The following is a 26,674-nucleotide window of genomic DNA, read 5'->3' as shown; positions in this document are numbered from 1 at the left end:
GCTGGGGCCGTGAGCAGACGCGCAGACGGCAGGGCCGACGACGAACTCCGCCCCGTGACCATCACCCGGGGATTCACGCAGAACCCCGCCGGCTCGGTGCTGGTGGAGTTCGGTAACACGAAGGTGCTGTGCACCGCGAGCGTTGAGCTGGGCGTGCCCGGATGGCGCCGCGGCTCCGGTCAGGGCTGGCTGACCGCCGAGTACTCGATGCTCCCCGGCGCCACGCACGAGCGCAGCCGCCGCGAGTCCACGAAGGGCAAGGTCGGCGGCCGCACCCACGAGATCTCCCGCCTCATCGGCCGGTCGCTGCGCGCCTGCATCGACCTCGCGGCGCTGGGCGAGAACACGATCGCCCTCGACTGCGATGTGCTGCAGGCCGACGGCGGCACCCGCACCGCGTCGATCACCGGCGCCTACGTCGCGCTGTGCGACGCCGTGACGTATCTCGGTGCCGCGGGCAAGCTGACGGACCCACAGCCCATCTCGTGCGCGATCGCCGCCGTGTCGGTGGGCGTCGTCGACGGCCGCGTCCGGCTCGACCTGCCGTACGAGGAGGATTCGCGCGCGGAGGTCGACATGAACGTCGTCGCCACCGATACGGGAACCCTCGTCGAGGTACAGGGCACGGGCGAGGGCGCCACCTTCGCCCGCACCACCCTCGACTGGATGCTCGACTCCGCGGTCGCCGGCACCGAGAAGCTCTTCGCCGTGCAGAAGGAGGCGCTCGCGGCGCCGTACCCGGGCGTGCTGCCGGAGTTCGAGGGCGAACAGAAGAAGAAGTTCGGGCAGTGACCGGCACGCGGCTGCTGCTCGCCTCGCGCAACGCGAAGAAGCTCCGCGAGCTGCGGCAGGTCGTCGCCGACGCCGGCATCGTCGGTCTCGAGATCGTCGGGCTCGACGAGGTCCCGGCCTTCGAAGAACTGCCCGAGGACGCGCCGTCGTTCGAGGGCAACGCGCTCATCAAGGCCCGACAGGGCTACGAGCGGACCGGACTGCCGTGCCTCGCCGACGATTCCGGCATCTGCGTCGATGCCCTGAACGGCATGCCCGGCGTGCTTTCGGCGCGCTGGTCCGGCCGCCACGGGGACGACCCGGCGAACACCGCGCTGTTGCTCGCGCAGATCTCCGACACCCCGGACGAAAGGCGCGGCGGCGAGTTCGTCTCGGCGTGCGCCCTCGTGGACGGCACGGGGGAGCGGACGGTGCGCGGTACCTGGCGCGGCACCGTCCTGCGGGAGCCTCGCGGCGACGGCGGCTTCGGGTACGACCCCGTCTTCCTCCCCGACGGCTCGGACCGCACCGCCGCGGAGCTGACCGCGGAGGAGAAGAACGCGATCAGCCACCGCGCGAGGGCGCTCGCCCAGCTGGTGGAGCCGCTCCGGGCACTCGCGGCGCGCGTCCCCGGATAGCGCCGCTCCGCGCGGTAATGTCGCCGCGTGAAGCGCAGACCGTCGGGAGCGCGCGGTGGCCGCGTCGCCATCGCGCTGCTGTCGGCCGTCGTGCTCGCCGTCACCGGAACCGTCTGGTGGAGTACCAATCTGGTGATCGGCGGCTTCAACGTCTCGCGCGCGCTCGCCGAGGCCAAGGTCGCCAAGTCCACGGGCGGCGCGAAGAACATCCTGCTGATGGGGCTCGACACCCGGCGCGATCAGAACGGCGACCCGCTGCCGGCCGACGTGCTCGAGCAGCTGCACGCCGGTACCAGTGACAACGGCGGCTACAACACCAACACCCTGATCCTCCTGCACGTGCCCGCGGACGGGAAGAAGGTGACCGCCTTTTCGATCCCGCGCGACGACTACGTGACCTTCATGGGCGTCGAGTCCAAGAAGAAGGGGAAGATCAAGGAGGCGTACGGCACGCGCAAGGCCGAGGTCGAGGACAAGCTGGCCGCCTCGGGCGTCTCCGATCGCAAGGAGCTCGAGAGCAAGGCCCGGGAGTCGGCGCGCGCCGCCACGATCGCCACCGTCGGCCGGCTCGTGGGCGTGCCGATCGACCATTTCGCGGAGGTCAGCCTCGTCGGCTTCTACGACCTCGCGCAGACCCTGGGCGGCGTCGAGGTGTGCCTCAACAACCCGGTGCGCGACAGCTACTCCGGCGCGGCGTTCCCCGCCGGGCGGCAGAAACTGAACGCGTCGCAGTCGCTCGCCTTCGTCCGGCAGCGGCACGGGCTCGCCGACGGCGACCTCGACCGCACGCACCGGCAGCAAGCCTTCATCGCCGGCGTCATGGTGCAGCTGCAGAAGCAGGGCGTCTTCGGCGACGTCCGGAAGCTGCAGTCGCTGATCGCCGTGGCGCAGAAGGACGTCGTCGTCTCCGACGGCTGGAACCTGCAGGAGTTCGCACAGCAGGCCGGCCAGATCGCGGGCACGAACCTCACCTTCACGACGCTGCCGGTCCTCGGCTACGACATGATCGACCAGCAGGCCGTGAACCTGGTGGACCCTAAGGCCATCCGTGCTCAGGTGCAGAAGGCCTTCGGTCAGTCCGTGCCCGAACCTGACGACGCCGACGAGTCCTCCGGCGCCACCGCGACCGCCGGCGCGACGCCGGCCCTGAAGCCCGTGGGCTTCACCGCGCCCCGCGCGCCGGCCACGACGACGGTGCCCGTGTCCGCCGCGGCGGGCCCGGTGCCGGACTCCGGGACGACCCTGCGCGGCGGCGAGATCCCCTGCGTCGACTGATCCGGCCGGGGTCTCGGTAGGGTCGACCCGTCCTGTCATCCAGCCGGAAGGTGCCCCATGTCGAAGCCCACGAACGGAATCCGCCTCGGTGCGGCGGTGCTCGCCGTCGCCGCGCTCACCCTCACCGGCTGCACGAAGCAGGGCGGTGACACCACGTGCGAGAACTACCAGAAGATGACCGACGCGGACCAGCGCGAGCAGGTGACGAAGCTGTACAAGGACAAGCACGGCGACGAGCCGTCCGCACTCGTGATCACCGGCCTGCAGCAACAGGCGATCGTCTACTGCAAGACCGCGGGCAAGCCCGATTCGAAGATCAAGGAGATCCCTATCTCCTGACGGGTCACAGGCGAAGGCGCCGACTCCAGGGGAGTCGGCGCCTTCGTGCTGTGTGGGGTGATCAGTACTGCGAACAGGTCGACGCCACGACGCCGATCGTCTGATTGATCTTTCCCTGGTTCTGGCTGTAATACGCAGCGAGCTGCGGATTCTGCCGGCCCAGCTCGTGGATCCGGGCGGTGCGCTCGGCTGGAGGCAGGGTCAGGACCCGTTCGGCCTCGGCGCGGCCGCCGGGCACCTGATTCACCATCGTCGCAGCCTCGGGCGCGACGGCGACCAGTGCGCGTTCAACCTGGGCGACCGTGCATTTCGTGCCGGGCACCGGATCGGACGGTGCCGCCTGCGCCATTGCGGCGGGGGCCAGGGCGAGGGCCCCGGCAGCGCCGGCGGTGGCGGCGATCTTCCATCGTGTGAGCATGTCGTTCTCCCTTCGTCGTCGCTCGGATTCGCCGGTGGGCGGTCCGAGCCACTCCCTCGAACGTAGCGGGGCGAATCTGAGTTCCTACGAAGAGAATTCATAGACATTCACAGATGCCGGGGCGCATATGGAGCGAAAACCCGGTACCGCCTGCAGGTTCCTTCATGAGAAACGCCGAGGAGCGTGTAGCGAACGGCATCCTCTGTTGTGCTAAGTCCGCCGGTGATTGGCGCGAGGTGTGGTACGCGTGGCGAGAGTCGATGGATGGTGCGCCCGTCCGACCGCGGCTCGCGGCAGTGTGCGGCCGTGCCTGGTAGACAGGAAAGATGACTGACGAGCAGGGAGCTGCGCGGACACGCAGACGCAGATGGCCGTGGATCGTCGGTGGGCTCGTGGCGGTGTTGCTGATGTGGAGCATGAGCTGATCGACGCCAGGGGGATTCGTCGTGTCGGTCGGGCTTCCGAGCCCGACGGGCGCTCCCACGGGTCGGTTGCTCCGGTCAGAGCAGTGCGCGCAGCGCCGTGGCCGCCCCGGCGATGACGAGGGGGAGGCCGAACATCGCGGCCAGCCCCGTCGGGCTCAACTGCTCGCGGACGTGGAACATGTAGTCGCCCCAGCCCTCGGCAGATTCGGTTCCTGGGATGATGACCCATGAAGGGCGCCACCAGCACAGGACGATCCAGTCGAGGATCACCAGGTCGATCAGGCAGAACCCGAAGAGCGTCGCGAAGGCCATTCCGTAGGCCTGGAGGAATCCGGAGGCGGGAGCGCCGTCGATCCAGGTGTAGGCGGCTACGAAGACCGCCCCGACGAGCGCCACGAGGAAGACGGTGGCGAGCACGGTGCCACGGCGCCGCTCCGCCGCCGAGAACTCGGGCATCAGAGCGCGGACATCAGCGGGATAGTCGCCCGCGAGAGCGGCCCGCCCCCAGACGGCGCACGCGAACAGTGCGACGGTGGGCAGAAACAGTAGCGGCAGTGCGACGCCGAGGAAGTGCGTGAACCACATAGGTAAACCTTACCTTGGTGGCGAGCTGGTTCGGCGGGTGCGCCCGGGGAGACTTGAACTCCCACACCCGGAGGTACTGGAACCTAAATCCAGCGCGTCTGCCAATTCCGCCACGGGCGCGTGCGGCAGCGGAGAGTCCCAGCTGCAACGCAGGTCACGATACCGCCATTCGGACACCGCCGGGTCGACGGGTACCGTCGAGGTCGTGAATCGTCGTCGTCACCGCCCCGCGCTGATCGCGTTCGTCGTGATCGCCGCCGCGGCGTTCCTGGCGCTCGGCTGGTGGCAGTGGGGACGCTTCGAGTCCACCGCGGGCTCTGCGCGGAACCTCGGCTACGCCCTGCAGTGGCCGCTCTTCGCCGTCGCGGCCGTCTGGGGCTACCGCCGATTCGTGCAGCTCGAGGACGAGGCAGAGCTGCAGGACCGGCTCGTCGCCGAGGCCGAGGGCGGCACCGGTTCCGCGACCGCGGATTCTCCCGTCGAGCGACCGGCCGTCGCGCCTCGTTCGACGATCGCGCCTGCCGGCACGCTGACCGCGATCCCGGAGGGCTTCCTGCCCAGCCGGGTGACGGCACCGTCGGCCCCCGACACCGCGCCGGACGACCCGGCGCACGACGAGTACAACAGGCTCCTCGCCGAACTGGCGGGGAGCGAGCAGACCGAGGAGAAGAAGTGACCGACGCACCCGCGCCGACGGCGGAGAAGCTGGCGGCCAAGCGCCGCGACCAGGTGAGCGGCGCGCTCAAGCGCTACCGCTTCATGGCGAACTTCACCGGCTACTTCCTGCTCATCCTGTGCGCCGAGATGATCTACAAGTACCTCCTTGCGCCCGCCTTCGACTGGCCGATCCCGGGCTGGCTCGGCCTGATCGCGATCATCCACGGCTGGGGCTACTTCATCTACCTGATCCTCACGCTGGACCTGGGCGTCAAGGTGCGCTGGCCCGCTCCGCGCTTCCTGCTGACGCTGCTCGCGGGCACCATCCCGCTACTCGGCTTCTACTTCGAGAAGAAGAACTCGGACGAGATCCGCGCGCAGTTCGATCTCTGATCCGCTGAACGAACGACGCCGCCCGCTCCGGCAAGGAGCGGGCGGCGTTCGTCGTCCGGGGAGGTCAAGCGTAGATCGCGTCGACCTCGTCGCCGTACTTGTCCATGACGACGTTGCGCTTCACCTTGAGCGTCGGGGTGAGCTCGCCGCCCTCGATGGTGAAATCGGTGCTGAGCACACTCCATTTCTTCACCTGCTCGGCCTTGGAGACCAGCGCGTTCGCGGTTCCCACGGCGGAGGCGATCTCGGCGAGCAGGACGTCGTTGGCGGTGGCCTCCTCGAGCGTCATCTCGGCCGGCAGCCCGTGCGCCGCGAGCCAGCCCGGCAGCGCCTCCTGGTCGAGGGTGATGAGCGCGCCGACGAAGGGCTGCTTGTCGCCCACGAGCATCGCCTGCGAGACCAGCGGGTGCTGGCGCAGCGCGTCCTCGGTCTGCGCGGGCGCGACGTTCTTGCCCGCCGCCGTCACCAGAATCTCCTTCTTGCGGCCCGTGATCGACAGGTAGCCGTCGGCGTCGAGGGAGCCGAGGTCGCCGGTGTGGAACCAGCCGTCCTGCAGCGCCTCGGCGTTCGCCTCGGGAAGGCCCCAGTAGCCGCCGAAGACGACGGGACCGCGGAGTAGCACCTCGCCGTCCTCGGCGATGGCAACCTCGTTGCCGGGGACTGGGCGGCCGACGGTGCCGATCCGCTGTTCGGTGGGCGTGTTGCAGGTGATGGCAGCACTGGTCTCGGAGAGGCCGTAGCCCTCGTAGACGGTGACGCCGGCGCCGCGGAAGAAGTGGCCGAGGCGCGCGCCGAGCGGGGCGCCGCCGGAGACGGCGCAATCGCACTGGCCGCCGAGCGCCTCGCGCAGCTTGGAGTAGACGAGCTTGTCGAACAGCGCGTGCTTGAGCTTGAGCACCAGACCGGCACCGCCCGTGTCCCGGGCCTTGCTGAACTCGATGGAGGTGTCCACCGCGGCGTTGAAGATCTTGCCCTTCCCGCCCTCCTCGGCCTTCGCGCTCATGGTGTTGTACACCTTCTCGAAGACGCGCGGCACGCTGAGGATGTAGGTGGGCTTGAGCTCACCGAACAGGCCCGTCAGGTTCGACAGGTCGGCCGTGTGCGCGACCCGGATCGAGTGCTGGACCGCGGCGACCGAGATGGCGCGCGCGAAGATGTGGGCGAGCGGGAGGAACATCACCGTGCTGGCGTTCTGGCCGGCCATCTTGTCCAGGCCCGCGTGGATCGCGTCGTACTCGCTGAGCAGGTTGTCGTGCGTGAGCACTACGCCCTTGGGCTTACCGGTCGTGCCGGACGTGTAGACGAGGGTCGCCTCCGCGGATGCGTCGACGGCGGTAGCGCGGGCCAAGTAGTCCTCGTCGGAGACGCCGGCGCCGTCGGCGACCAGGGCGTCGACGAGGCCCTCGTCGATGATCCACACCTGCGTGCCGGCGGGCACGCCCGCGGCGATCCGGTCGGCCGTGCCACGGGAGTCGGTGACGAGGGCGATCGAGGCGGAGTCCGCCAGGATGTGCTCGACCTGCGCGGCCGAGTTCGACTCGTACACCGCAACGGTCGAACCGCCGACGGACCAGTTCGCGTAGTCGAGGAGCGCCCACTCATACCGGGTGGGGCTCATGATCGCGATCCGGGTGCCGGCGTCGACTCCGCGGGCGATGAGGCCCTTACCGATGGCGGTGATCTGGTCGTTGAACTGGGCGGCGGTCACGGGCGACCACCCGGAACCGGAGGGGCGCAGGAACAGTTCCGTCGACGGTGCCGATGCCGCGAGATCGCGGACCCGCGTGGTCAGATTGTCGGACGGTGCGTGGGTCCGGGTCGGTTCCGTGGACTCGATGCGCAACTTCATCTCCTCATGCAGATAGTGGAATGAGCACAACCTATCGGAGGATGTCCGATTCCGATAGTGTTTCGCGTGCGCGGCGGATACCGCATATGCTGGGGAAACAATGTCTGATGAATTCGGTGCTGAGCGCACCGCCCCCGCCGCCGTCGAGAACGACGCGCAGGCTCCGGAGAACGAAGCCGAACCGGTGACCTTCCTCGACCTCGGAATCGACGAGCGCGTGCTGCGCGCTCTCGCCGAGGTCGGCTACGAGAACCCCTCGCCGATCCAGGCCGCCACCATCCCGCCGCTGCTCTCCGGCAGCGACGTCGTCGGCCTCGCGCAGACCGGAACCGGTAAGACCGCCGCGTTCGCCGTGCCCGTGCTCTCCAAGATCGACGGTGACAGTCGCAAGCCCCAGGCACTGGTGCTGGCCCCCACTCGCGAGCTCGCGCTGCAGGTGTCCGAGGCCTTCGGCAAGTACGCCGTGCACATGCCCAACATCACCGTGCTGCCGATCTACGGCGGCCAGAGCTACGGCGTGCAGCTCTCGGGGCTGCGGCGCGGTGCGCAGATCATCGTCGGCACCCCGGGCCGCGTGATCGATCACCTCTCCAAGGGCACGCTCGACCTCTCGAACCTCGAGTTCCTCGTGCTCGACGAGGCCGACGAGATGCTCACCATGGGCTTCCAGGAGGACGTCGAGCGGATCCTCGCCGACACCCCGGAGTTCAAGCAGGTCGCGCTCTTCTCGGCGACAATGCCGCCGGCGATCCGCAAGATCTCCAAGAAGTACCTGCACGACCCGGTCGAGGTCACCGTCAAGTCGAAGACGGCCACGGCGTCGAACATCACGCAGCGCTACCTGCAGGTCGCGCACCAGCGCAAGCTCGACGCGCTCACCCGCCTCCTCGAGGTGGAGGAGTTCGACGGGATGATCATCTTCGTCCGCACCAAGTCGGCCACCGAGGAGCTGGCTGAGAAGCTGCGCGCCCGTGGGCACGCAGCCGCCGCGATCAACGGCGACATCGTGCAGGCGCAGCGCGAGCGCACGATCGGCCAGCTCAAAGAGGGCAAGATCGACATCCTGGTCGCGACGGACGTCGCCGCCCGCGGCCTCGACGTCGAGCGGATCAGCCACGTCGTGAACTACGACATCCCGCACGACACCGAGTCCTACGTGCACCGCATCGGCCGCACCGGCCGCGCCGGCCGCAAGGGCGACGCGCTGCTCTTCGTGACCCCCCGCGAGCGGCACCTCCTGCGGGCCATCGAGAAGGCCACTCGGCAACCGCTCACCGAGATGGGGCTGCCCTCGGTCGAGGACGTCAACGCGCACCGCGTGGAGAAGTTCGGCGAGTCCATCACCGAGAACCTCACCAACGACCACCTACAGATGTTCCGCAGGCTGATCGAGGACTATGTGGGCGCCAATGATGTGCCCCTCGTCGACGTGGCTGCAGCGCTGGCACTGCAGTCGCGCGACGGCGCCTCGTTCCTGCTCAAGCCCGACCCGCCGGAGCGCGAGCGCAACGCTCGCGACCGCAAGGACCGCGACTTCGGCGATCGTGACGACCGCCCCGCTCGCGGGCGGGACCGGGATCGGGACCGGGAACCGTCGACCCATCGGAAGACGGGCCGCCCGATGGTGCCGTACCGGATCGCGGTGGGCAAGCGGCAACACGCCACCCCGTCGCAGATCGTGGGCGCGATCGCGAACGAGGGCGGCCTCCGTCGGAGCGATTTCGGGCACATCAGCATCCGGCCGGACCACAGCATCGTCGAGCTGCCGGACGATCTGGACCGCGATGTCTTCGACGCGCTGGAGCGGACCCGCATCTCGGGACAGCTGATCAACCTCGAGCGGGACCCCGGCGCACCATCGGGCCGGCCGAGCGCGGGCAAGCAGCGGTTCCGGGCGGGCCGCAAGCGCTGACGACGCGTCGGCGTTCGCTCCCAGATGTATTAACCTTGAGTCAAGGTGTAGTCCGAATCGGGCGCGCCCACTGTCGGCTGCCGCCGACCCGAGAGACTCGAGGAGCGCATGACCGCCGCCGGTGACCAGGGCGACGGCCCCGGTGGCCGTCGGGATCGCGTCGTCCGTCTACTGCAGTACCTGGACGAGCTGATCCGGTCCAGGTCCGTCGTGACGCGGGACCTCGACGACCACCTCGCGGTGCTGCCGCTCACCGGCGACGGTGCCCTCACCGACAGCTGGGACGCCGACGCAAAGCCCGGCGCGACGATTTTCACGGTTCCGCGCGACGACGCCCCGGACTCCCCGCACTCCCGACTGCTGCGCGTCTTCGACGAGCTGACCGACCACCCCGAGTCGGTGGAGCTGGTGCTGGCCTCTGGTCTGCTCACGGCCCGCGACGGTGACACCGCCATCCGCGCACACCTTCTGACGCAGCCCGTGCTGCTCGAGCGCGACCGCCGTGGCAAGCGGCTGACGGTGGTGCTCCCGCGGGACTCGGTGCCCCGGGTCGAGGACTCGCTGTTGCTCGCCGGGCTCCCGTCCTTCGACCTCTCCGGCTCCGCCGAGCTGCAGACCGAGCTGCGGGAGAACGCCCGCACCGTGCTCGATCCAGCGTGCCAGCAGTTCACGTCAACGTGGCTCGGTGCCGCCACCAAGGACGGGGGAGCGCACGTCGAGTTCGCCCCGGCACTCGTCCTCCGCACCCGTGGCTCGGCGCCCCTGCTCGGTTTCTACGATGCGATGAAGGCCGACGTCGCCGACCCCGAGCGGGACGTGCCGATCGCGCTTGCACAGCTCGTCGAGGGCGTGAGCTCGGAGGAGCGGATCCGGCAACTCGCCGTGGACGGCGCGATGAGCCCGCTCGAGCTGCTGGACGAGGCGTACTACGTGCTGCCGTCCAACGTCGAGCAGCGGGACATCCTGGCGCACATGGGCGCCGACTCCGGCGTCGTGGTCGAAGGGCCGCCCGGGACCGGCAAGACCCACACCATCGCGAACCTGCTGGCCGCGCTGCTCGCCAAGGGGCAGCGCGTGCTGGTCGTCTCGGAGAAGGCGCAGGCCCTCGCCGTGCTCGAGGAGAAGCTGCCGCCGGAGGTGCGCCAGCTGGTGGTCTCGGTCACCGACGTGACCAAGGACGGCTCGGCCTCGCTCGCCTCGTCGGTCACGGAGATCGCCACCCGCAAGTCGACCTACTCCGAGGCCCTCGCCGACGCGGAGATCCGCGATCTGCGGGCCAAGCGCGACCGCGCGATCGAGCGTCGTGAAGAGCTGGTCCGCGACGTCTGGTCGCTGCGCACCGCGGAGAGCGAGGACTCCGACTGGCTGGCGTCGGCGTACTCCGGCAAGCCCGCAGAGATCGTCGCCCAGGTCCGGCGGGACGCCGACAAGTACTCCTGGCTGCCGGGTCCTGTCGACGGTGCGGTGCCCCCGCTCGACACTCGCGAGTTCGACCGCCTCGTCGGGCTGCTGCGGCGCAACGATGAGAACTTCTCGCGTCGCCTCGCACACAACCTGCCGGACCTCTCCGAGGTCCCCGACGCCGACGAGCTCGAGGCGCTGTGCGCCACCCTCGCCGACTCCCCTCTGGCGGGCGCCGACAGCGGCGCGCTGACGCACGTCCTCGGCGGTGTCGACGCCGACCGGCTGGCCGTGATCCGGGCCCGCGCCGATGTGATCAACGAGCTCGTGGGGCGGGTGCGGCGCTATCCGCCGTCCGCGCAGCTGCTGGCCGAGGACATGCTGATCGGCGACCGTGCGCACCTCGCCGCGCGGCTGGGCGGCCTGGAGGAGCAGATCGCCACGGCCCGCACCGCCGACGGCGAGCTCGACGGCGCTGTCGTCCAGCTCAGTGACACCCCGGACGCCAACGATCGCGCCGCGATCGACGGCTACGCGCGCCACCTCTCGCTGGGCAACGAGCCGCGTAAGCGGTTCCGCAAGCCCGAGCAGAAGCAGTTCGAGGCCACCGGTCTCGGCATCGTCGTCGACGGTGTCGACGGGGCGGACAAGGCGCATCTACGGGCCGCCGCACAGCATCTCAAGGTCGAGGACGTGATCGGCCGCGTGGGCGACGTCTTGCGCGCGCTCGGGCTCGAGGCACCCTCGACCGACCCGTCGGGGCGCACCGCCACCCGGGGTCGCAGCGAGCGGCTGAGCCAGGCCGCCGACCAGTTGCTGCGGGCGCGGACCGTCGTGCGCCTGGTCGCCGAACGGGACCGCTTGGTGGAGGCAATGCAAGCGCTCTCCGAGCATGCACCGCGGCCCAAGGACCTCGCCGAGACGGATCAGACTGCGCGCCAGGTGATCGCGATCTCGGCAGCCGTCGGTGCGCGCGACGCGCACAGCCGGCTCGACGCCATCCGGGTGCAGGTGCAGGAGATGGTCGAGCGGGGCCCGTCGCCCGAGGGTGACGCGATGGTCGCCGCCCTGCGCGGCTACAAATACGCCGCGATCCGCGACGCCCGCCGCGCCTGGGACGCCGCCCGCGCCGAGCGCGACGACCGCGGCGCGCTGGACCTTCTCGCGCTGCGTCTGCGGACTAAGGCGCCCGCCCTGTTCGACCTCGTGGCCCGCACCGCCGACGATCCGGTATGGGACGTCCGGGTGCCCGAGCTGGCCGCGGCCTGGTCGTGGCGCCGCGCGGTCACCTGGGCAGCGTCGCGCGTGCACCCCGGCGACGACGCCCAGCTCGAGGCCGACCTGCAGGCTGCGGAGCAGGATGTGGCGCACTACACCACGCGGATCGCGACGGCGAGTGCGTGGCGGCAGTGCCTGCGCCGCATGACTTTCGACGAGATCCAGGCGCTGCACGCGTACCGGGACCACGTCTCCTCGATCGGGCGCGGCTCGGGCCGGCACGCCGAGCGCTTCCGCATCGCGGCGCGTGAGGCGATGCGCCAGGCGCAGTCCGCAGTTCCCGCGTGGATCATGCCGATCTCACAGGTCGTCGCGTCGATCTCCCCGGAGCGCAACGCCTTCGACGTGGTGATCGTGGACGAGGCCAGCCAGGCCGACATCACCAGCTCCTTCCTGCTGTGGCTTGCACCGCGCGTGATCGTGGTGGGCGACGAGAACCAATGCGCGCCCTCGGCTTTCACCGGCGTCAGCCTTGACGACGTCTTCGCCCGGCTGGACGCCCAGCTGCCCGACATCCCGCCGTATCTACGCGACTCGCTGACCCCGCGGTCCAGCCTGTTCACCCTGCTGCGGACGCGGTTCGGGCACACTGTGCGGCTCCGCGAGCACTTCCGGTGCATGCCGGAGATCATCGACTTCAGCTCGCGGCAGTTCTACAGCGATGCCCCGTTGATCCCGGTGCGGCATTACGGCGCTGATCGCCCCGTCCCGCTGCGCGTCACGCACGTGCCGAAGGCGAAGGTCGCCGGCGAGGGCGCGCGGATCAGTAACCCGACGGAGGCTCAGGCCATCGTCGACCAGCTGGCGCGGTGCTTCGCCGATCCGCTCTACGCCGGCCGCACTTTCGGCGTCATCGCGCTGCAGGGCCAGGGGCAGGTCGACGAGCTGTACCGGCGGCTGCGCGAGAGCATCGACCCGGACGAGTGGGATGCCCGCCGGCTGCGGGTGGGTACGCCGCCCGACTTCCAGGGCGACGAGCGCGATGTCGTGCTGTTGTCGATGGTCGTCGCGCCGGACTACCGATTCCGCGCGCTGACCGGCCGTGACTTCCAACGCCGGTTCAACGTCGCCGCGTCGCGCGCCCGCGACCAGCTGTGGCTGTTCACCTCCGTCGATGAAGAGGACCTCAAGGCGAACGACCTGCGCGCCTCGCTGCTGCGCTACGTCACCCGCGCGGACGTCGAAGTAGCGCAGCCGATGCCGCCCGACGTGCCGACCGATCGTCGCGTCGAGCCTTTCGACAACCTCTTCGAGCAGCAGGTCTTCGTGCGGCTGCGTGACATGGGCTACCACGTCAACCCGAAGGTCGTGGTGAACAACCGCTCCATCGATCTCGTGGTGACGGGCGAGCAGGGCCGGCTCGCGGTCGAGTGCGACAGCGCCGACTTCGCCTCGACACCCGAGCAGGCCCGGTCCGACATCGAGCGCGAGCGCGAGCTCCGACGGTGCGGGTGGGAGTTCGTCCGCATCCGCGAGTCCGTCTTCGCTACCGACGCGGACGCGGCGATGGCCGTTGTGGTGCAGGCACTGGACCGGCGGGGCGTCCGCCCGCTGACGCTGCAGCGCGCGCTCACCGTCGGCGAGCGCGCCGCCGACGGCTCCGTCGAGCTGTGGGAGCCCGTCGGGCTCGACATCGATACGGAGTAGGCCGAGGGCCTACTCCGTATCGATCCGGATCAGGAGCGCGAGAACTCCGACGCCACCCGGACCAGCTCGGGGTCGGGGCGGACGCCCGTGTAGAGCACGAACTGCTCCGCAGCCTGCAGGGCGATGACCTCCGCGCCCGTGATGACCGTCGCGCCCGCGGCACGACCGGCCCGCACCAGCGGCGTCTCGGGCGGCATCGCCACCACGTCGAAGACGGTGTCCGCCGCCGCGACGAGCGCCACCGGGAAGGAGAGATCCTCCGCCGCCGGACCGCCAGCCATGCCGACGGGCGTCGCGTTGACGAGGACCCGCGCACCGTCGGGTGCCTCGGTCGCATGGCGGAAGCCGTATAGGCCCGCGAGCGCGGAACCGGCGCCCGCGTTGCGGGCCACGACGGTCACGTCGGCGCAGCCGTGATCGCGCAGGGCCGCGACCACCGCCTTCGCCATGCCGCCCGAGCCGCGAACCGCGACGGGCAGCGTCGGGTCGACGCCGTGCGAGGCCAGCAGCGAGGCGACCGCCGCATAGTCGGTGTTGTGCGCGTGCAGTACGCCGTCTTCGTTGACGATCGTATTCACCGAGTCGATGGCGCTCGCCGACGGCTCCATCACGTCGATGAGCTCGATCACGGCCTCCTTGAACGGCATCGAGATCGCACATCCCCGCACGCCGAGCGCCCGCACGCCACCGATGGCCGCGGGGAGGTCCGTGGTGGTGAAGGCCTTGTAGAGGTAGTTGAGGCCGAGCTCGCGGTAGAGGTAGTTGTGGAACCGGGTGCCGATGCTGCTGGGGCGGCCGGAGAGCGACATGCACAGCACGGTGTCGCGGTCGGGCATGGCGATCGAGTCGTTCACCCCGTTCACCCTAATCCGGCCGATCGGGAACCGCGGGCGCACCTGGTGCGTCCAATTGATGTGACGGATTTCCAGGGCATCGGGCAGACCGCGTGGGAGGAGATGTCGGTCTCCGAGATTCGACACTTCGCGCGCGGGCTCTCCGGCTCGGGCGTCGCGGCGGATGCGCGGGCGATCGGCAGCGCGGGGAACTCCCACGCGGACAGTCTGGCGGAGCTGCAGCGCGACGCCGGCCTGCTGAGCGCCCGCTGGCGCGGCGAGGCCAAGGACCAGTCGTACGTCGAGATCGGCCAGTACACCGACCGCGCGTACACGAACGCGGTCGCGCTGCGCCGGCTGGTGGGTGACGTCGAGGATCTGTCCGACACGGCGACGACCACGACCGAGCAGTTCAGCGACCTGCCCGATCCGCCCTCCACCGACGGGGCGTGGTCGGACTCCGGCTATCGGAACGAGGTGGCGGAGGGCGTTCGTAGCACCTACTCCGCGCCGGTCCAGACGTCCGCGTCCACCCTGCCGTTGGGGGAGAGCCGCGGCCGCACCGACTTCCGTCACGTCGGGCCGGCGGCGACCAAGAACAACGCCGCCGTCACCGGGACGCAGACGGACCCGGGATCGGTGTCCCCGACCGACGGCGCCGGCACGGGTGGCGGGACGTCGGACACGGGCAACGGGACCGACCCGGCGGTGACCGGGTCGGATACCGTCGACACCGCGGCGACGGGCACGGACACCGCCGCCGACGAGGTCGGCGCCGGTACGGGAACCGGGGCCGGCCCGGGTAGCGGTACGGGAGCTGGCACCGGCACCGGCACCGGCGACACCGGCGCGGGCGAGGGGCCCGGGAGCGGCACCGACCCGACGCCGGACGACCCGACCTACGATCCGCTCGATGACACCGCGACACAGACGTCGCTGCTCTCGCCGTCCACCGGCGTCCCCGTCACGTCGGCGGCCCGGACCGGCGCGGGGCTGTCGAGGATCGGCGGCCGCGGCGACGTCGGGCGCACCGCCTCGCCGCTCGGCCTGCGGCAGGACGCCGCGATCGCGCGATCCGCGGCGCCGCAGGTCGGAACGGGAGCGACCACCACGGGCGCGCGGCCCTCGACGGGCCCCTACGGCATGCCGGCGGCCGGCGCGGGCGCGCAGCGCGGCCAGGGCGACGGCCGCCACCGCGCGCCCGCCTACCTCATCGACCGGAGCAACGGGGAGGAACTCGTCGGCGGGATGCCGCTCGTCGGCCCAGGCGTGATCGGCCAGTGGAAGTCCGACGGTCCGCCTGACGCCCCGCGCCCGCCCGCGACTTCGGCGGCGCCGCCCGCTACGGGTGGGCCGCGCCCGCGTTGATCGTCGCGACGAGAGCTGGGAGCGTCGTGGCCGCGGTACCCCGCCAGTGGTACGACGCGGCCTCGCTGAGCGGTGTGGCCTCCGGGTTGATCTCGATGACGGGGATCCCGGCTGCGAGCGCCGTCTCTGGTAGCCGCGCCGCGGGATAGACGATGCCCGACGTGCCGATGACCAGAACCACGTCGGCCACGACCACCGCGGCCTCGGCGCGGCTCCACGCGTCCATCGGCAGTGGCTCGCCGAACCAGACGATCCCGGGCCGCACCAGCGACAGGCAGTGCATGCAGGTGGGCGGCGTGGCGCGCAGCGTCGGCGCGACGTCGGCGTCGTCGGGGAGGAAGGCGTCCGACCCGAGGTAGGGGGTGCCGCAGTGCTCGCAGCGCGGCGCGAACAGGCTGCCGTGCAGGTGCGAGATGACACGCGAGCCGGCCCGCTCGTGCAGGTCGTCGACGTTCTGGGTGACGATCGAGATGGTGCGGTGTGAGGCCAGCTCGGCGAGGGCGATGTGGCCGTCGTTCGGATCCGCCTGACGCGCGACGTGCGCGCGCCACTGGTACCAGCCCCAGACCAGCGCGTTGTCGCGGCTCCAGCCCTCGACGGAGGCGATCGCCTCCGGGTCGTACTGCTCCCAGAGCCCCGTCTGTGCCTCCCGGAAGGTGGCGATGCCGGATTCGCGGCTCATTCCCGCGCCGGTGAGGACCGCGATGGACTCGGCGGAACGCACCAGCTCCGCCACGGCGGCGGGGACGGGGATTGCGGCGGGGCGGTCGGAAGGGTGCATTCCGGGCTGCATCGGCACAGACTACCGACCGTCGACCGGGCGACGGGACAGGTAACGATTCGATAACAACTGCTACTCGCGGGAAACATCGGTGATGGTGGTCACGTGGTGGTGGACCTGCGTGGATTCATGGGTGTATCGGCAACCGGATACACCCGTGAATCGATATCTCCTAGCTACTCGCCGGTATACCGACCGGTTACATATTCGCACGTCAGAGGTAGTGCGAATCCTGTGTTCTCATGGAACACGGGTTTTCCGCGGGCCTGCCGCGGACGCGCCGTCATGGCGGCGCGCAGCGAGCTGATCCGAGGAGATTCATGACTGTCGACGACTTCGTCACCGCCAATGCACGCACGGCCAAGGGACCGCGGAGCAATGACGCGCTGGTGGACAGGTTGGCAGCGGGGGAGCAGTACGCGCTCACCTTCGGCGGCCAGGGCGGCCCGTGGTTGCCCGGTCTGGTCTCGCTCCTGGAACAGACCGGTCTGGCCGACGATCCCGAGTACCGCGACCTGTTCGACGGCTTCGTCGCGCGCGCCGACAGTGTGCTCGAACCCGTCCGTGCTGAGCTGCTCCGCGCGCAGGCCCTGACCTTCGACCCGATGCGCTGGCGCGACGCCTCGATCGCCGCCGCCGAGGCCGAGACCACCGACGAGGACGAGGACCAGGCGCAGGCGGCTGCGGCCCCGTCGGCGCGCCGGCTGCTCGCCCCGCAGGTCGACGGTGCCGTCTTCTCCGTGCCCGGCGTGCTGTTCGCGCAGCTCGTCGCCCTGTACGGCCTCGAGGCCCAGGGCCTCGACCCGTGGGATGTGCCGCCCGTCGCCGCCATCGGCCACTCGCAGGGCCTGCTCGCCGTCTCCGCTTTCGCCTCGCGCGGCAACGAGGGCGACCTCCTCGCGATCGCGCGCCTCATCGGCGCCGCGGGCCGCGTCGTCGCCCGCCGCAAGGGCCTCGTCGCACTGGGCGGCGCCACCCCGATGATGGCGGTCACCGGCGTGCGCCGGGACAAGCTCGAGAAACTGCTCGCCGACTTCACCGCCACCGTCGCCTTCGACGCCTGTGGCCCCGTGCTCGCGGTGCGCAACAACCGCAACTCCTTCGTGCTCACCGGCACACCGAAGCTGCTCGCCGGCTTCCGTGAGTTCTGCGAGTCCGTCGCGGAGACCGAGGAGGAGCAGCGCAAGGAGAAGCTCACCGGCGGCGCCGCCTTCGCGCCGAAGTTCGAGGACGTCGCGGTCGACATCGGCTTCCACCACCCCGCGCTCGCCGACGGCGTCGGCCTCGTCGCGGAATGGGCCGAGCGCTGCGGCCTCGACACCGCCACCGCTGCCCGCCTCGCCGCGGCCGTCCTCGTCGAGTCCGTGGACTGGGTCGACGAGGTCGACGGCGCCATCGGCAAGGGTGCGCGCTGGCTCATCGACCTCGGCCCCGAGGACATCGCCACCAAGCTCTCCGCCGCCCCCGCGCGCGGCCGCGGCGTCGGCCTCGTGCCCGCCACCACGCTGCGCGGCGCCCGCAATCTCTTCTCGCCCGGCGGCGTGCCGGAGCTCCCCCTGGCGTGGTCGGAGTTCTCGCCGCGCCTGGTGACCCTGCCCGACGGCCGCACCGTGCTGTCCACCCGCTTCACCGAGCTCACGGGGCGCAGTCCCATCCTGCTCGCGGGCATGACCCCGACCACCGTCGATCCCGGCATCGTCGCCGCGGCCGCCAACGCCGGCCACTGGGCCGAGCTGGCCGGCGGTGGCCAGGTGACCGAGCCGATCTTCGCCGAGAACGTCGAGAAGCTGACCGCGCTCCTCGAGCCGGGCCGCGCTGCGCAGTTCAACTCGCTCTTCCTCGACCCGTACCTGTGGAAGCTGCAGCTCGGCGGCAAGCGCATCGTGCAGAAGGCCCGCGCCGCGGGCGCCCCGCTCGACGGCGTCATCATCACCGCTGGCATCCCCGAGCTGGAGGAGGCCACGGCGCTCGTCGAGGAGCTCACCGACGCCGGCATGCGGCACGTCGCCTTCAAGCCGGGCACCGTCGAGCAGATCCGCCAGGTGGCGCGCATCGCCGCCGAGGTCCCGCAGTTCCCCGTGATCGTGCACGTCGAGGGCGGCAAGGCCGGCGGCCACCACTCCTGGGAGGACCTCGACGAGCTGCTGCTCGTGACCTACGCCGAGCTCCGCGACCGCAACAACGTCGTCCTCGCGGTCGGCGGCGGCATCGGCACGCCCGAGCTCGCGGCCCAGTACCTCTCCGGCGAGTGGTCGCGCAAGTACGGAGCCCCCGCGATGCCCGTCGACGGCATCCTCGTCGGCACCGCCGCGATGGCCACGCTCGAGGCCACGACGTCGGACGACGTCAAGCGGCTGCTCGCCGAGATCCCCGGTACCCCCGCCTGGATCGGCGCCGGACATGCCGGCGGCGGCATGGCGTCGGGACGCAGCCAGCTGGGCGCCGACATCCACGAGATCGACAACACGGCCTCCGCGTGCGGCCGCCTGCTCGACGAGGTCGCCGGTGACGGCGACGCCGTGGCCGAGCGCCGCGACGAGATCGTCGCCGCAATGGCCGGTACGGCCAAGCCCTACTTCGGCGACGCCGACGCGATGACCTACGCGCAATGGCTCGAGCGCTACCTCGAGCTCTCGGTCGGCACCCGCGAGCAGCTCGCCGCCGCCGACGCGAGCCGCTTCGGCGACTACGGCTGGCTCGACATCACGCACCAGGACCGCTTCCTGTCGATGCTGCACCGCGCCGAGGCCCGCCTCGCGCCCGAGGACCGCGGCCCCATCGAGACCGGCTTCGCGGACGTCACCGCCACCGACGACGCCTACGCCGCGCTCGAGCGACTGCTGCAGCGCTACCCGGAGGCGGCCGACACGCGCCTGCACCCGGCCGACGTGCCCTTCTTCGTCTCGCTGTGCCGCACTCCCGGCAAGCCGGTGAACTTCGTGCCCGTGGTCGACAAGGACGTCCGCCGCTGGTGGCGCTCCGACTCGCTGTGGCAGGCGCACTCGCCGCGCTACTCGGCCGACGAGGTGTGCATCATCCCCGGCCCGGAGGCCGTCGCGGGCATCACCCGCGTCGACGAGCCCGTCGGCGACCTGCTCAACCGCTTCGAGGCCGAGCTGGTCCGCCGCCGTCTCGGCGAGGGCGTCGTCGCGGAGGCCGTCGCCGGCCGTCGCGTCGTGCCCGGCGTTCAGTCCGTCCCGCTCGCGCGGGCCCTGGCCGCCACGAACATCCTGTGGGCCGGCCGCCTCGTGCACAGCCCCATCGCCCGCCTGGGCGCCGGCAGCACCTGGACCGTCGAGGCCGACGGTGACTCCGCCCTGCACTCCGCCACCGGCGCCCGGTTGCGGGTGACCGGCCCGAACGCGGTCGTCCTGGAGATCCCGGTCTCGGGCACCGACCTCGTGATCCCGATCCAGGTCCCGGACAGCTGCGCCGACGGCGGCGTGCCCGTCATCGAACTCGGCGCGGCCAGCGAGTCCATGTCGAAGCTGGTGGCCCTCGCCGCCGCGGGCGACCTGCCCGCCGTCGCCGACGGCGCCGCGACCATCGACTTCGAGTTCCGCGCCGAGGACGCCGCCGACCACGCGGCGATCACGGCGGACAGCCTTCCCGTGGGCCTGTCGGCGCTGTACGGCGACGAGCAGCTGGCAGTGCCGGACGCCTTCGTCGGCCTGTGCTGGCCCGCGTCCTTCGCGGTGGTCGGCGCCGCCACCACCGCCGAGGGCCGCCCCGTCGTGGAGGGCATGCTCGACCTGGTGCACCTCGATCACGCGATCGAGCTGGCCGCGAACCCGACGCCGGGCGCGTACCGCGCGACCGCGCGCCTCGAGGACGTGACCGCCACCGACATCGGCACCGTCGTCACCGTCGGCATCGACGTCCGCGCTCCGGGCGCCGACGCCCCGGCCGTCGTCATGACCGAGCGCTTCGCGATCCGCGGCCGCACCGGCGCCGCCGAGCTGGCCGACCCGCAGCCCGCGGGCGGCGCGCGCGGCGAGACCGCCACCGAGACCCCGCGCAAGCGTCTCCGCCAGGCCGTCGTCCACGCCCCGCAGGACATGAGCGGCTTCGCCGCCGTCTCCGGCGACCACAACCCGATCCATACCTCCCAGGTCGCCGCGAGCCTGGCCGGCCTGCCCGGCCCGATCGTCCACGGCATGTGGCTCTCGGCCGCCGCGCAGCAGGTGGCGTCCGCCTCCAACGGTGACGTCATGCACCGCAAGATCCGCGGCTGGACCACGCGCTTCCTCGGCATGGTCCTCCCGGGCGACGAAGTGCAGTTCACCGTCGAGCGCGTCGGCATCGACCGCGGCGGCGAGCTGCTCGAGATCACCGCGCGGGTCGGCGACGACCTCGTGATGGCCGCGTCGGCCGTGGCCTTCCCGGCCGTCACCGCGTACGTCTTCCCGGGCCAGGGCATCCAAGGCAAGGGCATGGGCCTGAACCAGCGCTCGCGGAGCAAGGCCGCGCGCGAGGTCTGGGATGCGGCCGATGCGCACACCCGCGAGAACCTCGGCTTCTCCATCCTCGCGGTGGTTCGCGACAACCCGCTGTCGATCCGCGCCAACGGCACGGTCTACACCCACCCCGACGGGGTGCTGTACCTGACGGAGTTCACCCAGGTCGCGATGGCGACCGTCGCCTGCGCGCAGCTCGCCGAGCTCACCGAGATCGGTGCCCGCGTGGACGATCCGATCATCGCCGGCCACTCCGTCGGCGAGTACAACGCGCTGGCCTCCGCCGGCGTACTGCCGCTGGGCACGATCCTCGAGACCGTCTTCCACCGCGGCCGCATCATGCAGCAGCTGGTGCCCCGCGACGAGCAGGGCCGCAGCCCCTACGCGATGGCCGCGCTGCGGCCGGAGCTGTTCGATGTCGACGATGCCGACATCTCCGACTGGGTCGAGGGCGTCGTCGAGGGTGCCGGTCTGTCCGGGGAACGTCCGGACCACGGCAGTGGTGCCGCTTTCGGAGAAATCGTCAACCTCAACCTGCGCGGCGCGCAGTACGTCGTGGTCGGCAACCAGGCCGGGCTCGACGCGCTGGAGAAGGCGATCGCCGAGCGCAGCGGCAGCCCGAAGGCATTCCAGCTGGTGCCGGGCATCGACATCCCGTTCCACTCCTCGGTCCTGCGCGACGGGGTGCCGGAATTCACCGCGCGACTGCAGGAGCTGGTGCCGGCCGAGTTCGATTACACCAAGCTCGTCGGCAAGTACCTGCCGAACCTGGTGGCGCGCCCGTTCGAGCTGACCGCCGACTTCGCGGTCTCGATCCTCGACGTGGTGCCCAGCGAGCCGGTCCGCGCGCTCGTCGCCGACTGGGACGCGGCCGCCGCGAACCCGATGGACACGGCCCGCACGCTGCTCATCGAGCTGCTGGCGTGGCAGTTCGCCAGCCCGGTCCGGTGGATCGAGACCCAGGACCAGCTGCTCATCGACACCGACCACGGCGGCCTCGGCGTCGAGCGGTTCATCGAGGTGGGCCTCGCGTCCGCTCCGACGCTCGCGAACCTCGCGAGCCGCACCCTGGCCCTGGCCTCCTACCAGCGCGCCGCCGCGACGGTGCTCAACGCCGAGCGCGACGCCGCGAAGGTCTTCGCGACCGACGAGGACGTCGAGGAGGGCGAGGGCACCGACGCGCCCGCCGAGGCCGCGGCGCCCGCCGCGGACGCACCGGCCGCAGCACCCGCTGCCGCGCCGGTGGCGAGCGCACCGTCGGGCGGCCCCCGCCCGGCCGACCTCGGCTTCGACGCCGCGGATGCCACGCGCGCGATGATCGCGATCTGGACCAAGATGCGTCCGGACCAGCTGGAGAAGACCGACACCATCGAGACGCTGTGCGACGGCGTGAGCTCGCGCCGCAACCAGCTGCTCCTCGACCTGGGCAGCGAGCTCAACCTCGGCGCCATCGACGGTGCCGCGGAGGCGGACCTGCCCACGCTGGCCGGCACCGTCACCAAGCTGGCGCGCACCTACAAGCCGCTCGGCCCGGTGCTCTCCGAGACCGTCGGCAACCAGCTGCGCAAGCTGCTGGGCTCCACCGGCAAGCGCCCGAACTACATCACCGAGTACGTCACCGGCACCTGGGAGCTCGGCCCGGGCTGGGCACAGCACACCGTGCTCGCGCTGGCCACCGGCACTCGCGAGGGCGCCTCGGTCCGCGGCGGCGACCTCGCGACGCTGCTCGACGGCGCCGTCTCCAACGCGGCCGCGCTCGACGCGCTGATCGACCGGGCGGTCGCCGAGGTGGGCGCCGCGCAGGGCGTGCCCGTCGGCAAGCCCTCCGCCGGTGGCGGGGGCGGCGGCGCGACCGTCGACGCCGCGGCGCTCGCCGAGTTCACCTCCGCTATCACGGGGGAGGACGGCGCGTTGGCTTCGTCGGCCCGCGTGCTGCTGCAGAAGCTGGGCCTGGGCACCGTCGAGGGCGGCCTGCCCTCGCTCGACGGAGAGTCGGAGCGGCTCGCCGCACTGATCGCCACCGAGCTGGGCGACGACTGGGCGAACGCGGTCGCGCCGGCCTTCGACGCCAACAAGGCCGTCCTCATCGACGACCGCTGGGCCAGCGCCCGCGAGGACCTGCTCCGCGTGTGGAACATGGACCCGGCGACCTTCCCGACCTACAGCAAGCACATCCTGGAGACCGCCAAGGGCGCCGGCAAGGCGCTGCAGGACCAGGCGCAGTGGTGGGAGAAGAAGGCCACCGAGGCGGGCCGCACCGAGCACGCCCGGGCGTACGCCTTCCTCTCGGGCCTGGCCAAGAGCAGCCCGGAGCCGGGCGTCTACGCGGGTGAGGTCGCCGTCGTCACGGGCGCCTCCGCCGGGTCGATCGCCGCGGCCGTGGCCGCGCGCCTCCTCGCGGGCGGCGCGACCGTGATCGCGACGACCAGCCGCCTCGACGACAAGCGCCTCGACTTCTTCAAGGAGCTGTACCGCACCAGCGCCCGGACCGACGCCGCCCTGTGGATCGTCCCGGCGAACATGGCGAGCTACGCCGATGTCGACGGGCTCGTCGAGTGGATCGGCGAGCGCCAGGCCGAGACCGTGGGCCCGTACACCACGGTCCACAAGGAGGCCCTGGTCCCGACGATGCTGTTCCCGTTCGCGGCGCCCCGCGTCTCGGGCGACATGTCGGACGCCGGGCCGCGCGCCGAGCTCGAGATGAAGATCCTCCTGTGGTCGGTCGAGCGGCTCATCGCCGGCCTCGCCGCCATCGGCAAGGACACCGACCTGGCCTCGCGGCTGCACGTCGTTCTGCCGGGTTCGCCGAACCGCGGCATGTTCGGTGGCGATGGTGCCTACGGCGAATCGAAGGCCTCCCTGGACGCCCTCGTCACCCGCTGGAACGCGGAGAAGTCCTGGTCGGAGCGCGTCACCCTGGCCCACGCCATCATCGGCTGGGTCCGCGGCACGGGCCTCATGGGCGGCAACGACCCGCTGGTCGAGGCCGTCGAGGCGGCCGGTGTGCGCACCTGGTCGACCTTCGAGATGGCCGACAAGCTGCTCGCGAACGCCAGCGCCGAAGCGCGGGAGCGAGCCGCGACGGCCCCGCTGTTCGACGATCTCACCGGCGGCCTGGGCGGCGTCAACCTGGACATGAAGGCGCTCGCCGAGCAGGCCATGGAGGCCCGCCTCGCCGAGGCCGCGGAGGCCGAGGACGAGGGCACCATCGCGGCTCTGCCGGGCGCCCCGGTCGCGACCCTGGGCGAGCCGGACTGGAGCGCGATCGAGGCCCGGCCCGAGGACATGGTCGTGATCGTCGGCGCCGGCGAGGTCGGCCCATACGGCAGCTCGCGCACCCGCTTCGAGATGGAGGTCGACGAGCGGCTCTCCGCCGCGGGCGTCGCCGAGCTCGCCTGGGTGACCGGCATGGTCACCTGGGAGAACGACCCGGAGCCGGGCTGGTACGACGCCGAATCGGGCGACCTGGTGCCCGAGGCCGAGCTGGCCGACAAGTACCACGACGCGGTCGTGGAGCGCTGCGGTATCCGCGAGTTCAGCGACGACGGCGACATCATCGACCAGACGGCTCCGCTGCTGGTGTCGGTGTTCCTGCCCGAGGACATGTCCTTCGTGGTGGCGAACGAGGCCGAGGCCCGCGCCTTCGTCGACGCCGATCCGGAGAACACCGTTGCGGTGCCGATGGAGACGGGCGAGTGGCGGATCACCCGCAAGGCCGGCACCGAGATCCGCGTGCCGCGCCGCACCAAGCTGCTGCGCAGCGTCGGCGGACAGATCCCGGACGGCTTCGACCCCACGCACTGGGGCATCACGCCCGAGATGATCGAATCGGTCGACCGCCTGGCCCTGTGGAACCTGGTGGCCACCGTCGACGCCTTCATCTCCGCGGGCTTCGAGCCGGCCGAGCTGATGGAGTACGTGCACCCCTCGCACGTCGCCAACACGCAGGGCACCGGCATGGGCGGAATGAGCTCGATGCGCGACCTGTTCATCAACACCCTGCTGGGCGAGCCGAACCAGAACGACATCCTGCAGGAGGCCCTGCCGAACGTCGTCGCCGCGCACGTCGTGCAGAGCTACATCGGCAGCTACGGCGCCATGATCCACCCCGTGGCGGCCTGCGCCACCGCGGCGGTCTCGGTCGAGGAGGGCGTCGACAAGATCAAGGTCGGCAAGGCCGTGTTCGCGGTGACCGGCGGATTCGACGACCTGTCGATTGAGGGCATCACCGGCTTCGGCATGATGCAGGCCACCGCGGACAGCGAGAAGATGCTGGCCAAGGGCATCAGCCCGCGCCGCTTCTCCCGCGCCAACGACCGCCGTCGCGGCGGCTTCGTCGAGTCCAACGGCGGCGGCACCGTGCTGCTGGCCCGCGGCGATATCGCGGCGAAGATGGGCCTGCCGGTGCTCGGCGTGGTCGCCTGGGCGCAGAGCTTCGGCGACGGCGTGCACACCTCCATCCCGGCTCCCGGCATGGGCGCGCTGTCGGTGGCCGCCGGCGGCCCGGAGGCCCCGATGGCCCGCAGCCTGCGGCAGCTGGGTGTCGCGGCGGACGACGTCTCGATCATCAGCAAGCACGACACGTCGACCAACGCGAACGACCCGAACGAGGCGAACCTGCACGAGCGGATCGCGGCGTCGATCGGCCGCTCCGAGGGCGCCCCGATGTTCGTGGTCTCGCAGAAGTCGCTGACGGGTCACGCCAAGGGCGGCGCCGCTGCCTTCCAGCTGATCGGTATGTGCCAGATGCTCAACGACCAGGTGCTCCCGCCGAACCGCAGCCTCGACTGCGTCGATGACGAGATGCGGAAGTTCCCGCACCTCGTCTGGTTGCGGGAGACGCACCGGTTCGATGAGGGGTTCCGTCCCAAGGCGGGTCTGCTGACCTCGCTCGGCTTCGGCCACGTCTCGGGCCTCATCGCGGTCGTGCACCGCGACGCCTTCCTGGCCTCCCTCGACCCGGCGGCGCGCGCCGTGTACCTGGCGGCGGCGCGGGAGCGCGAGGTCGCGGGTCGGCGTGCGGTGCTGTCGGCGATGTGCGGCCGGTCGGGCCTGTACCGCAAGCCCCCGGCGGGCCGGCGCTTCGGCGCCGACGCGACCTCCGAGGCGACGGACCGGACCGAGGCGGCTCTGCTGCTCGACGAGGCCGTGCGGCTGGGATCCGACGGCACGTACTGCGCCGACGGATGCCGGTAGCCCGCTAGGCTTCCGCCATGGCCGTGGTGGGAGTCGGGATCGACGTGGTGCACGTTCCCGGGTTCGCGGAGCAACTCGCGCAACCCGGGACCACGATGCTCTCGTCGTTCAGTCCCGCCGAACGACGGGACGCCGCGGGCGACGTGCGCTCCCTGGCCGCCCGATGGGCGGCCAAAGAGGCCGTCTTCAAGGCGTTCTCGTCGGGCTTCTACGCCCAGCGGCCGGCCGAGAAGGAGGTCGGCGCGCGGGAGGTGGAGGTGGTTTCCGATGCTTGGGGCCGCCCGGCGGTACGGGTGTACGGCCGCATTGCGGCCGATCTCGGGCCGGGTGCGACGATCCATGTGTCACTCACCCACGACGGTGACACCGCGGCGGCGTTCGCGGTGATCGAGAGAACTGAAGAGCGCGACGGTCCGATAGGGACCGAGTCGCGCACCGGATAGAGCCGAAA

16 protein-coding genes and 1 tRNA gene are annotated in these 26,674 nt (G+C 71.2%); 11 read left to right on the top strand and 6 right to left on the bottom strand.

What is annotated here, in order from left to right; genetic code table 11:
* The first annotated feature begins 9 nt into the window (after positions 1-9).
* Genes rph through trbK form a run of 4 tightly spaced genes read left to right on the top strand, consistent with a single transcriptional unit; the run spans position 10 to position 3,023 of the window.
* On the top strand, positions 10-792 hold the full coding sequence (gene rph, locus HNP44_RS11065) for a ribonuclease PH (protein ID WP_259139591.1): 783 nt from the start codon (positions 10-12) through the stop codon (positions 790-792).
* Positions 789-1,409 (top strand): RdgB/HAM1 family non-canonical purine NTP pyrophosphatase, encoded by a 621-nt coding sequence (gene rdgB, locus HNP44_RS11060; RefSeq protein WP_259139592.1) that lies wholly within the window; start codon positions 789-791, stop codon positions 1,407-1,409. The genes rph and rdgB overlap by 4 nt, the downstream gene beginning before the upstream one ends.
* A 27-nt stretch (positions 1,410-1,436) precedes the next feature.
* A complete protein-coding gene (locus HNP44_RS11055) occupies positions 1,437-2,684 on the top strand; it encodes an LCP family protein (protein ID WP_259139593.1) in 1,248 nt (415 codons plus the stop codon).
* A 57-nt stretch (positions 2,685-2,741) separates the two neighbouring features.
* A complete protein-coding gene (gene trbK / locus HNP44_RS11050) occupies positions 2,742-3,023 on the top strand; it encodes an entry exclusion lipoprotein TrbK (protein ID WP_259139595.1) in 282 nt (93 codons plus the stop codon).
* A 61-nt stretch (positions 3,024-3,084) separates the two neighbouring features.
* Here trbK and HNP44_RS11045 read toward each other — a convergent pair whose 3' ends face one another.
* The 3 genes from HNP44_RS11045 to HNP44_RS11035 all read right to left on the bottom strand — a co-directional run bounded on the left by HNP44_RS11045 (position 3,085) and on the right by HNP44_RS11035 (position 4,571).
* A complete protein-coding gene (locus tag HNP44_RS11045) occupies positions 3,085-3,441 on the bottom strand; it encodes a hemophore-related protein (protein WP_259139596.1) in 357 nt (118 codons plus the stop codon).
* A 500-nt stretch (positions 3,442-3,941) separates the two neighbouring features.
* Entirely contained in the window at positions 3,942-4,451 is a 510-nt protein-coding gene (locus tag HNP44_RS11040) for a hypothetical protein (protein ID WP_259139597.1), read from the bottom strand.
* 38 nt (positions 4,452-4,489) lie between these two features.
* Positions 4,490-4,571, bottom strand: a tRNA-Leu gene (locus tag HNP44_RS11035).
* 85 nt (positions 4,572-4,656) lie between these two features.
* On the opposite strand from HNP44_RS11035, the gene HNP44_RS11030 reads away from it, so the two are divergent.
* Together HNP44_RS11030 and HNP44_RS11025 are read left to right on the top strand one after the other, a co-directional pair.
* On the top strand, positions 4,657-5,127 hold the full coding sequence (locus HNP44_RS11030; RefSeq protein WP_259139598.1) for a transcriptional regulator: 471 nt from the start codon (positions 4,657-4,659) through the stop codon (positions 5,125-5,127).
* Positions 5,124-5,501, top strand: coding sequence for a DUF3817 domain-containing protein (locus HNP44_RS11025; RefSeq protein ID WP_259139599.1), 378 nt, complete (start codon positions 5,124-5,126; stop codon positions 5,499-5,501). Before HNP44_RS11030 ends, HNP44_RS11025 begins: the two co-directional genes overlap by 4 nt.
* 64 nt (positions 5,502-5,565) lie before the next feature.
* On the opposite strand, the gene HNP44_RS11020 is transcribed toward HNP44_RS11025, so the two are convergent.
* Complete coding sequence (locus tag HNP44_RS11020; protein ID WP_259139600.1) at positions 5,566-7,350, bottom strand: AMP-dependent synthetase/ligase; 1,785 nt, start codon at positions 7,348-7,350, stop codon at positions 5,566-5,568.
* Positions 7,351-7,450: 100 nt separating this feature from the next.
* Between HNP44_RS11020 and HNP44_RS11015 the strand changes: the two genes are divergently transcribed.
* Positions 7,451-9,262, top strand: a complete 1,812-nt coding sequence (locus HNP44_RS11015) for a DEAD/DEAH box helicase (protein ID WP_259139602.1) — start codon at positions 7,451-7,453, stop codon at positions 9,260-9,262.
* A gap of 108 nt (positions 9,263-9,370) precedes the next feature.
* Complete coding sequence (locus HNP44_RS11010) at positions 9,371-13,588, top strand: AAA domain-containing protein (protein ID WP_259139603.1); 4,218 nt, start codon at positions 9,371-9,373, stop codon at positions 13,586-13,588.
* 29 nt (positions 13,589-13,617) lie between these two features.
* On the opposite strand, the gene HNP44_RS11005 is transcribed toward HNP44_RS11010, so the two are convergent.
* Entirely contained in the window at positions 13,618-14,424 is an 807-nt protein-coding gene (locus HNP44_RS11005; protein WP_259140248.1) for a shikimate 5-dehydrogenase, read from the bottom strand.
* A gap of 78 nt (positions 14,425-14,502) precedes the next feature.
* Here HNP44_RS11005 and HNP44_RS11000 point away from each other — a divergent pair, with 78 nt between their 5' ends.
* A complete protein-coding gene (locus HNP44_RS11000) occupies positions 14,503-15,789 on the top strand; it encodes a hypothetical protein (RefSeq protein WP_259172086.1) in 1,287 nt (428 codons plus the stop codon).
* Here HNP44_RS11000 and HNP44_RS10995 read toward each other — a convergent pair.
* The gene (locus HNP44_RS10995) at positions 15,764-16,582 is read right to left on the bottom strand and encodes an SIR2 family NAD-dependent protein deacylase (protein WP_310437675.1); all 819 of its coding nucleotides are present in this window, start codon (positions 16,580-16,582) and stop codon (positions 15,764-15,766) included. The genes HNP44_RS11000 and HNP44_RS10995 overlap by 26 nt on opposite strands.
* 308 nt (positions 16,583-16,890) lie before the next feature.
* On the opposite strand from HNP44_RS10995, the gene HNP44_RS10990 reads away from it, so the two are divergent.
* Positions 16,891-26,223 (top strand): type I polyketide synthase, encoded by a 9,333-nt coding sequence (locus HNP44_RS10990; protein ID WP_259139604.1) that lies wholly within the window; start codon positions 16,891-16,893, stop codon positions 26,221-26,223.
* Positions 26,224-26,240: 17 nt separating this feature from the next.
* Entirely contained in the window at positions 26,241-26,666 is a 426-nt protein-coding gene (gene acpS / locus HNP44_RS10985) for a holo-ACP synthase AcpS (RefSeq protein ID WP_259139605.1), read from the top strand.
* The last annotated feature ends 8 nt before the right edge of the window (positions 26,667-26,674 follow it).

The sequence above is a fragment of the Tsukamurella ocularis genome, assembly GCF_024807615.1.
GTDB lineage: Bacteria > Actinomycetota > Actinomycetes > Mycobacteriales > Mycobacteriaceae > Tsukamurella > Tsukamurella ocularis.
This window is presented reverse-complemented; position numbering and strand designations above follow the sequence as displayed.